Source organism: Janthinobacterium sp. LPB2021202312-11-4, assembly GCF_037049705.1.
Taxonomy (GTDB): Bacteria; Pseudomonadota; Gammaproteobacteria; order Pseudomonadales; family Pseudomonadaceae; genus Aquipseudomonas.
This window is the reverse complement of the sequence record NZ_JBAGKV010000022.1, coordinates 101,898-110,653: the sequence shown is the minus strand read 5'-3', so window position 1 is coordinate 110,653 and position 8,756 is coordinate 101,898. Positions and strand designations below refer to the sequence as shown.

12 protein-coding genes are annotated in these 8,756 nt (G+C 59.2%); 7 read left to right on the top strand and 5 right to left on the bottom strand.

The window, feature by feature from the left end; genetic code table 11:
• The first annotated feature begins 253 nt into the window (after positions 1-253).
• The 3 genes from V5E99_RS22205 to V5E99_RS22195 all read left to right on the top strand — a co-directional run bounded on the left by V5E99_RS22205 (position 254) and on the right by V5E99_RS22195 (position 1,659).
• Positions 254-514 (top strand): hypothetical protein, encoded by a 261-nt coding sequence (locus V5E99_RS22205; protein WP_499804394.1) that lies wholly within the window; start codon positions 254-256, stop codon positions 512-514.
• 95 nt (positions 515-609) lie between these two features.
• A complete protein-coding gene (locus tag V5E99_RS22200; RefSeq protein ID WP_499804393.1) occupies positions 610-1,017 on the top strand; it encodes a GFA family protein in 408 nt (135 codons plus the stop codon).
• Positions 1,018-1,257: 240 nt separating this feature from the next.
• Entirely contained in the window at positions 1,258-1,659 is a 402-nt protein-coding gene (locus V5E99_RS22195; protein WP_499804392.1) for a hypothetical protein, read from the top strand.
• A gap of 73 nt (positions 1,660-1,732) precedes the next feature.
• Here the strand turns inward: V5E99_RS22195 and punC are convergent, their stop codons facing one another.
• Positions 1,733-2,929: a purine nucleoside transporter PunC gene (punC, locus tag V5E99_RS22190; RefSeq protein ID WP_499804391.1), complete on the bottom strand. Its 1,197-nt coding sequence runs from the start codon at positions 2,927-2,929 to the stop codon at positions 1,733-1,735.
• 122 nt (positions 2,930-3,051) lie between these two features.
• Between punC and punR the strand changes: the two genes are divergently transcribed.
• The 3 genes from punR to V5E99_RS22175 all read left to right on the top strand — a co-directional run bounded on the left by punR (position 3,052) and on the right by V5E99_RS22175 (position 4,607).
• Positions 3,052-3,972 (top strand): DNA-binding transcriptional activator PunR, encoded by a 921-nt coding sequence (gene punR, locus V5E99_RS22185; RefSeq protein ID WP_499804390.1) that lies wholly within the window; start codon positions 3,052-3,054, stop codon positions 3,970-3,972.
• Positions 3,973-4,038: 66 nt separating this feature from the next.
• Positions 4,039-4,413, top strand: coding sequence for a hypothetical protein (locus V5E99_RS22180; RefSeq protein ID WP_499804389.1), 375 nt, complete (start codon positions 4,039-4,041; stop codon positions 4,411-4,413).
• Positions 4,410-4,607, top strand: a complete 198-nt coding sequence (locus tag V5E99_RS22175) for a helix-turn-helix transcriptional regulator (RefSeq protein ID WP_499804388.1) — start codon at positions 4,410-4,412, stop codon at positions 4,605-4,607. The genes V5E99_RS22180 and V5E99_RS22175 overlap by 4 nt, the downstream gene beginning before the upstream one ends.
• A gap of 137 nt (positions 4,608-4,744) precedes the next feature.
• On the opposite strand, the gene V5E99_RS22170 is transcribed toward V5E99_RS22175, so the two are convergent.
• From V5E99_RS22170 to V5E99_RS22160, 3 genes are all read right to left on the bottom strand, one after another.
• Positions 4,745-5,293 (bottom strand): ester cyclase, encoded by a 549-nt coding sequence (locus V5E99_RS22170; protein ID WP_499804387.1) that lies wholly within the window; start codon positions 5,291-5,293, stop codon positions 4,745-4,747.
• Between the two features lie 46 nt (positions 5,294-5,339).
• Positions 5,340-6,380: a polysaccharide deacetylase family protein gene (locus V5E99_RS22165; protein WP_499804386.1), complete on the bottom strand. Its 1,041-nt coding sequence runs from the start codon at positions 6,378-6,380 to the stop codon at positions 5,340-5,342.
• A 122-nt stretch (positions 6,381-6,502) separates the two neighbouring features.
• Positions 6,503-7,429 carry a LysR family transcriptional regulator gene (locus V5E99_RS22160; RefSeq protein WP_499804385.1) on the bottom strand — a complete coding sequence of 309 codons (927 nt, stop codon included), beginning with the start codon at positions 7,427-7,429 and terminating at the stop codon, positions 6,503-6,505.
• Between the two features lie 117 nt (positions 7,430-7,546).
• Here V5E99_RS22160 and V5E99_RS22155 point away from each other — a divergent pair, with 117 nt between their 5' ends.
• On the top strand, positions 7,547-7,954 hold the full coding sequence (locus tag V5E99_RS22155) for a RidA family protein (protein WP_499804384.1): 408 nt from the start codon (positions 7,547-7,549) through the stop codon (positions 7,952-7,954).
• Here the strand turns inward: V5E99_RS22155 and panB are convergent.
• Complete coding sequence (panB, locus tag V5E99_RS22150; RefSeq protein ID WP_499804383.1) at positions 7,942-8,742, bottom strand: 3-methyl-2-oxobutanoate hydroxymethyltransferase; 801 nt, start codon at positions 8,740-8,742, stop codon at positions 7,942-7,944. The two genes, V5E99_RS22155 and panB, sit on opposite strands and share 13 nt — an antisense overlap.
• Positions 8,743-8,756 lie beyond the last annotated feature (14 nt).

Below are 8,756 nucleotides of genomic sequence, written 5' to 3'. Positions count from 1 at the left end.
AATACATAGCTACGGCAACGTAAAACAGATAAAAAACTTTACCTCACCTGGATCACCCCACAAACATAAACAATAAATTTTAAATACAATAGTAAATTCCCTACAAGAAAACAGGAACTCTTAACCTGTTATCATTTGTATATCCTCTGCTATATTCGCGCTGTCCCCCAAAACGCGACCAGGTTTGGCGACCTGCTGATCGGATCAGTCCTTTACTTAAATCTGATTCGGAGTTTCACCTATGGAAAGATACATGCCCCTAACCGGAATCGACCTGATCCCGGCATCCCTGCTCATCGACACCCAAGCACCACTCGACGTCCTGCAAGCCATGGCCGATTACCGCATCCGCACCGTCACGCAGGTGTTGGAAAACATCGCTTACCGCGCCGAGATTGGTTGTGACACGGTGGTGTTGGCGGATTTCTCCAAGTTGTTGGTCATTCCGTTGCGCGACGGTTGTGACTTGATGGATGTGATCGGCCGGCGCTTGCGGGCGCAGGTTAAGGCTTAACGGGAAACGGGCGCGTGGTAGGCGCCCGTTTTTTTGTGTCGGTGATCGTCGTAGTATCCGGGCCTTGCTTCTCCCCTTCTTTTTTCGAGTAACCGATGAACATGGATGAGTTTCATCAAGGCAGTTGCCTCTGCGGCGCGGTGACGTATGAGGTGTCGGGGCCGCTGAAAGCGGTGTCGCACTGTCATTGCGTCAAGTGTCGAAAGGCCCACGGTGCGGCGTTTGCGACGTATGCCAGTACGCCGAGGTCGGCGGTTTCTGTTTCGAGCAGTGTGGAGGCGCTCAGGCGTTTTCAATCGTCGGCCGGGGTGACGCGGCAGTTTTGTTCGAACTGTGGGACTTCGCTGTTTTGGTCGGATTCGAATGGCGAGTTTGCGGACTGGATTTCGATTGCGATTGGCACGCTGGATACGCCGTTTCAGACGAAGAAGCAGCGGCATATGTGTGTGGCGTCGAAGGCTTCGTGGTTTGAAATCGCGGATCAGTGGCCTCAGGAAGGCTGATGGTTGCGGGTCAAAAGCGTGTTGTCAGGCCGATATGAAAAACGGGCGCCACGAAGGGGCCCGTTTTTTTTTGTTGGTGCGTGAGTGACTTAGCGAGATGCCATCAATCACAACGGGGGGCCCGCACCCAACCATTGCTCGCGTCGATAGTCACCATCACATCAATGAAGTTCTCATAAAAAATCCCCGGCGTAACATCCGCTCCATACCCAACCAATAAGCACCCCGGAGCACACCCTCATGAAACGCCAAACTCTTCTCAGCATCGCTTTTTCGGTTTTTGCAGTGAACGCTTTTGCCGCAACGCCAGCGCATACGATGATCGCTGAAGGCGGTTCGGACCGTCTGATTGAAAGTCGAGTGGCTGAGGGTGGTTCGGATCGGTTGATCGAGAACCGCGTCGCTGAGGGCGGCTCGGATCGTCTGATTGAAAAACGTGTGGCTGAAGGGGGTTCCGATCGTTTGATCGAGAACCGCGTCGCTGAGGGCGGCTCGGATCGTCTGATTGAAAAACGCGTTGCCGAAGGCGGTTCCGACCGTTTGATCGAGAATCGCGTCGCTGAAGGTGGCTCGGATCGTTTGATCGAAAAACGTGTGGCTGAAGGCGGTTCCGACCGTTTGATCCAAAACCGCACCGCATGAATGAATGTCTTTAACGTGGTACTCAACAAAGAGCCCGGCCTGATCAGCCGGGCTTTTTCATGCCTTGGATAAATCAGTCGCCGTTTTGCAGTTCAAACCGCTTCACCGCCCGGCGCTTACCCCGCTGAATCCAATACCCCAACACCGCCAGCGGCACCGTCGCCAGCATCACCACCACCGCAATCTCCAGCGGCCGCTCAATCCCCGTCGATACCAACAAACTCGTAGCAAAACACATCCCCAGTTGCAGCGCGTTTTGTAGCGCGGCGGCTTTGCCGGAGTTTTCCGAAAACGGGATCAACGCATTGGTGACGATGATCGGGAAACTCGCGCCATTGACCAGGCCCAGCAGGCAGAACGGGATCAGCAGTGTGGTCAGGGTCGGGGTGGTCAGGGTGGCGACCAAGTACAGCGCGACCATCGCGACGCCATAGGCGAGGATCAGCCACGGCAGCATCGCGGCGCCGCTGATGCGTTGCAGCAGGCTGCGGCAACTGAAGCCGCCGATCAGGAATCCGATGGTTGGCAGTGCGTAGCTCAGGCCGATGTCGCTGGGGCTGTAGCCCATGCCGCCGAGGATGAACGGTGAGGCGGTGAGCCAGGCGAAGAAGCTCGCCGAGCACGCGGCGTAGATCAGCACGTTGCCGCTGAACGCGGTGGATTTGAGGAGTTGTCCGAAACTGATACGCGGCCGCTCGCCGTTGGCGGTCAGACGTTTCGGTGTGGCTTTGAGCAACGCGGTGGGCACCAGCAGCGCGACGCTGACGCCGAGCAGCACGACGAAAATCGCCTGCCAGCCCCAGTGATCGAGCAGCAGCGCGCCCAGCAGTGGTGCAAGTGCCGGCGACAGGGACATCAGCGGAATGATGGCGGCGAACAGGCGATTGGCCTGTTGCGCCGGGTAGCGGTCAATCACCAGCGCTTGCCAACTGACCGCCGCCGAACACACGCCGATGGCCTGGATAAAGCGCAGCGCCCACAGTTGCACGGCGGTTTCGACCCAGAACATGCCCAGGCAGCCCAGGGCAAACAGGCTCAGGCCCATCAGCAACACCGGTTTGCGGCCGATGCGATCCGACAGCGGCCCCCACAACAACTGTCCGACGGCAAACCCGGCGAGAAAGATGCTCAGGCTCGCCCCCACCGCCCCGGCCGACAGGTGCAGTTCGCCACCGAGGGCGCCGAACGCCGGTAAGTACATGTCCATGCCCAGATAGCCGAGCACGCTCAGCCCGATCAGGTAACCGGTGAAACCAAAAGAATTTTTCATCAACGCCCTAACTGAATCTTCAATCAAATAATTTGTTAGCAGCGTGCCATTATGGGTGGTGGGTATTTGCTGTGAAGCGCTAATAATTGAACAGTCTTATCAATATTTTTGAAGGCAACTGAATGTGGTCTGAATATTCCCTGGATGTGGTCGATGCCGTGGCCCGGCATGGTAGTTTCAGTGCTGCGGCGCAGGAGTTGCATCGGGTGCCATCGGCGATCAGCTACACCGTGCGCCAATTGGAACAATGGCTGGCGGTGCCGTTGTTTGTGCGCCGGCATCGCGATGTGGAGCTGACGCCGGCGGGCAAGTTGTTTATCGAGCAGGCCCGTGGCGTGATGAAAAACATGCTCGACACCCGGCGCCTGTGCCAGCAAGTGGCGAATGGCTGGAGCGGTCAGTTAAAAGTGGCGGTGGATGCCATCGTCAAACAGGAGCGTTGCCGGCAACTGGTGCTGGATTTTTATAAGCAGTTTCCCGACGTGGAGTTGCTGCTCGGTTACGAGGTGTTTAACGGCGTGTGGGACGCCCTCGCCGACGAGCGCACCGACATCGTGATCGGCGCCACCAGTGCGGTACCGGTGGCCAGCCATTACAGCTTCCGCGACATGGGCCTGTTGAACTGGTTGTGCGTGGCCAGCGCCCGGCATCCGTTGGCGTCATTAAGCGGTCCGCTGGACGACGATCAACTGCGCCCCTACCCCGCGCTGTGCATGAACGACACCTCGCGCCACCTGCCGAAACGCGACACCTGGTCCTTGGACAATCAGCGGCGGCTGGTGGTGCCGAACTGGGCCTCGGCGCTGGATTGCCTGCGCGAAGGGCTGTGCGTCGGCATGGCGCCGGCGCACTTGATGCTGCCGCTGATCCAGCAAGGCGAACTGGTGGCCTTGAACCTGCAACGGCCCTTCGCCGCGAGCCCGTCGTGCGTGGCCTGGAACCAGAACAAGCTGTCGCCGGCCATGTCTTGGTTACTGGATTATTTGGGGGATGCCGAGACGATGAATCAGGAATGGCTGAACGAAGTATTGCCCACAACGTAAAGCATCCTTTACATCCACCCAAACATCGGCGAGCATGTAAAGCACCTTTTACATCAGGACGATGAAATGAAACGTTACTACGTCGAAATGGGCGCCGCGCTGGCGCTGTACACGATTCTGCTGACCGGCTCGCTGACCTTGCTGCAACACCTGGAAAACGCCAGCACCGCCCTGCGCATTGTCATCACCCTGGCGCCAGTGCTGCCAGCCGGTTTGATGTGCTGGGCCATCGTGCGCAATCTGCGGCGCATGGATGAAATGCATTTGCGCATTCAACTCGAAGCCCTCGGCTTTGCCTTTGCCGCATCGGCGTTGCTGACCTTCAGTTATGGCTTTCTGGAGAATGTCGGGTTTCCACATATCTCCTGGACCTGCGTCTGGCCTGTGATGGGTTTGATGTGGATCATCGGCCTGCAAATCGCCAGACGTCGCTATCAATGAAAAATCACCTCAAGGAGCTGCGGGCCGAACGCAAGTGGTCGCAGGTGGACCTGGCCGCGTTATTGAACGTCTCTCGGCAAACGATCAATGCGATTGAAAACGGTCGGTACGACCCGAGCCTGCCGCTGGCGTTTCAGATTGCCCGGGTGTTCGAGTTGCCGATTGAGCGCATTTTTGACGATGAAGTGGATTAAACCCGGTTAGACGCTGGCGAATCACGCCCCTGTGGGAGGGGGCTCGCTCGCGAAGGCGCCCACACAGGCAACATCAGCATTGAAAATGTGTTGGCCTCTTCGCGAGCAAGCCCGCTCCCACAGCGGATGTATCAGGGTTACAGCCCCAATTGCTTCATCAACGTCGCGTTGTCTTCGATGTGCCAGTTGGCAGCGATTTTGCCGTTTTCGATTTGGTAGATATCGGTGGCAATGAAATCCACGGTTTGCCCGGTGCCCCGGGTTTCGCCGAAGGTGCCGGTGAAGTGCCCGCGAAAATGCAGGTGCGCCACGACCCGGTCGCCGGCGATGATCATTTGCTCGACCTCGCAACGCAGGTCGGGCACCGCGCCACGGAACGCTTTGGACGCCAGCAACGGCCCCTCCGGCCCTTGTTTTCGGCCTGGTGGCGGGGTTTTGTCGATGAAGTTGTTTGCCAGTGCTTCACGGGCAAAGGTTTCTTCGCCGGTGTTCCAGAATGTGTCGTAGCGGAGGGCGGCGGTTTCCATGACCTTGAGTTGCGCGGGCGTCAGGCTCTTGTCGATCACCAGCACACCGGGTTTGACCAGGTCAGTGGTCGCAGCAGCGGCGGTGCCTGACAGTGTCAGGGCGAACAAAACACCGGCAATGCGGGCGTTGAGGGATGTAAATGCAATTGAACGTGGCATCGTCAGGTTTCCTTTTGAGGGTGTTGAGTGCGCGAGACCGGACGATTCAGATCGTCTCGTTTTCTCGAAGGCTGAGCGGGCTCTTGAGGGTGTAATCGGCGATGGCGTCCTTACGCATGAAGGCGACGCCGGGATGACGTTTGGCGTAGCGCAAAAACTCGTCCCAGACCCGGACCATCTGCGGCGTTCCGCTGATACGGTCGTGCGCACTGACCGACATCATGCGTCGCCGACTGCCGGCCTCTTCGTAGAGCTGATCGAACTCCAGTTTGATCTGCTCCAGAAATTGCCCCGGCGAGTAGTTCCGCCCCTCGATCAGCACGATGTCGTTGTTGCGCAGGGTGTACGGCACCACGACAAAATCCTTGCCGTTGACCTGCTCGATAAAGGGCTCGTCCCTGCTGACATCATCGATGTGATAGACGTAGCCAAGTTCCTGCAGCAGCGACAAGGTATTGGGCCCGCGACGCAGCCAGTTGCAGTTGTAACCGGCCACGGGCTGGCCGGTCACTTCGGTCAGCATGCTGGCGGCCTGTTGCAGGAAGGTCCGTTCCTCGTCCCGGCTCATGGCGAATTGCGAGCTCCAGTGCGGACCGTGACCCGAGGCTTCATGACCACGGGCGACGATGTCCCTGGCCAGCGCCGGATTGCGTTTCACCGCGTCGCCGATCATGTGGCTGGTGACTTTGACGCCGTGGCGATCCCACAGGTCGAGCAACCGGGGAATGCCTTCCCGATAACCGTAGGCAAACCAGGTATTGGTGGCCGGGTCCGACGGGACGCTGTCAGGGAAGTTCACGTGGGGGAACGGGCTGTCGGTGTCTTTGAGCGGCTGTCCGCCAGCCTCGAACTGCATGGAGATCGAGACGACCAACCGCGTATCACCCGGCCAGAAACCACCCCTGGATGTTCCCGAAGCCGATGTTGCCGCGCCGGTGTTTTGAGCGGTGGCAGCGTTTGCCGGGCTGAGCAATGTGCCCGCCGCCAGCACCGCCGCACCGGCGCCGGCCTGGGCCAGAAAGGTTCGGCGTTGCGGGTTCTGCTGAGCGCTGAATCGGGTCGCGGGTTCAGTGTTGATCAGATCCATCGTGTTGACCTCAAGCAAAAAAAATGAAGCGCCGAAAGGCATGGCGCAACGTTAGTGCTTAAGGTTTATTTTGATAATCGAGCGCAAAACGAAAACTACTTTCGGAAATTCCGAATAATTCTTCATGCCAGAGGTCGGGCCACGATCGGCCCATGAAGCGCCATCAGTTCAGCGACCCAATCGATAAATACCCGCAGCTTGATGCTGATGTGCCGGTTCGGCGGAAACGCCACGTAAATCGGCATCGGTTCCAGGCGCCAGTCTTCGAACAGCCGCACCAGATAGCCCCGCGCTTCGTGTGCCTTGGACATGTAGTCGGGCATCCAGAGAACCCCCATGCCGGCCAGCCCCGCCGCGAGGTAGGCATTGCCATCGTCGACCGCCAGCACATAGCGCCCCTTGATCTGGACGCTTTCACTGCCGTTGCTCATGGCATAAGGCAGCGCTTTGCCGGTGCGCGCCCAGAGGAAACCGACGATACGATGCGCCGAGTCTTCCAAGTCTTGCGGATGCAACGGTGTGCCGAGGCGCGCCAGGTAACTCGGCGCCGCGAACACGCCCAGTTGCAGGTCGCCGACGCGCCGGGCCATCAGCGATTGATCGGTCAACTCGCCGCCGCGCACCACGCAATCGACGTTCTCACCGATGATGTCCACCATGCGATCGCTGACCCCCATGTCGATCTGGATGTCGGGGTAGCGCGCATGAAACGCCGGCAAGGCTGGCATCAGGATCATGCTGGCTAACGGACTGGGCACATCCACTCGCAAACGCCCCCGAGGCAACGCCGCAGCGGTGGACAGGCTGGTTTCGGCATCGTCCAGATCCGCCAGCAGCCGCACAACGTGCTCGTAGTAAACGGCACCGTCGGCGGTCAGGTTGACCTTGCGCGTGGTGCGGTTGAGCAATTTGACCCGCAGGCGTGCTTCCAGTTGTTGCACCAGTTGCGTCACGCTGGTCTTGCTCATGTGCAGCGTCTCGGCAGCCTTGGTGAAACTCCCCGCCTCCACCACCCGGGCGAAGGCCTGCATCGCATCAAAACGGTCCATATCTGCTTCCGATTGTTTGGGATTCACAAACAGTGATAGCTACGGTTGCTCGTTTATCGGGTCGGTGCAAGTGCTTACAGTCACTTCATCGTTTTTCAACCGTTGATGGAGACACTGATGACAACCCGTGATGTGGTTTTCCCGCCTGGACGCCAGGCCCTGTATGAACGCAATCGCTATTCCCCGGCGATCAAATCCAATGGTTTTTTGTTCGTTTCCGGGCAAGTCGGCAGCACGGAGGATGGCTCCCCCGAGCCGGACCTGGAGGATCAGGTGCGACTCGCGTTCAACAACCTCAACGCGATCCTCGGCGCCGCCGGCTGCAGCTTCGACGACGTGATTGATGTGACGGTGTTCATCGTCGACCCGGAATCGAAGTTCGACACCATCTGGAAAGTGCTCCCCGAGTTCTGGGGCGAAGCACCGCACCCGACGCTGACCGGCGTCGGGGTGACGTGGCTGTATGGTTTCCAATTCGAGATCAAGGTCATTGCCAAACTGCCGGATTCGGTTCAAGCCGAATAGCCGTGCTCCAGCGCCGGGAATTCCCCACTTTTCACCGCCGCCACATAGGCGAATAACGCCGACTGGATGCTGGTGTGCCCCGCCATAAAGTTGCGCACGAACTTGGGGGCACGCCCGGTCAGGGACAGGCCCAGCAGGTCGTGCAGCACCAGCACCTGGCCGTCGGTTCCGGCGCCCGCGCCAATGCCGATGACCGGGATGCGCACCGCTTGGCTGAGCTGCTCGGCCAGCGCGCCGGGCAGGCATTCCACCAGCAACATCGCGGCGCCGGCCGCTTCCAGAGCGATGGCCGCCGCAACCAATTGCCGCGCCCGAACCGGGTCGCGCCCCTGCACCTTGAAGCCGCCGAAAACGTTGACCGATTGCGGCGTCAGCCCCAAGTGCGCGCACACCGGTACGCCGTTTTCAGTCATGCGGCGAATGGACTCCGCCAGCCATACATCCCCTTCCAGCTTGACCATGTGCGCGCCGGCCTTCATCAAGCGACCGGCGTTGTGCATGGCGTGCTCGGGGGTGGCGTAACTCATGAATGGCATGTCAGCGACGATGAAAGCGCCACGGTTGCCGCGTTTGACGCTGGCGGTGTGGTAAGCCACGTCCTCGACGCTCACCGGGAGGGTGCTGTCGTGACCGTTCAAGACCATGCCCAGGGTATCGCCGACCAGCAGCATTTCCACACCGGCGGCGCTTGAAGCCTGGGCGAAGGTCGCGTCGTAGCAGGTCAGCATGACGATTTTTTCGCCGCGCTGTTTGAGGCCCTGCAAGGTGGTGAGGGTGATGTCGGGCATCGTCGGGCTGCTCA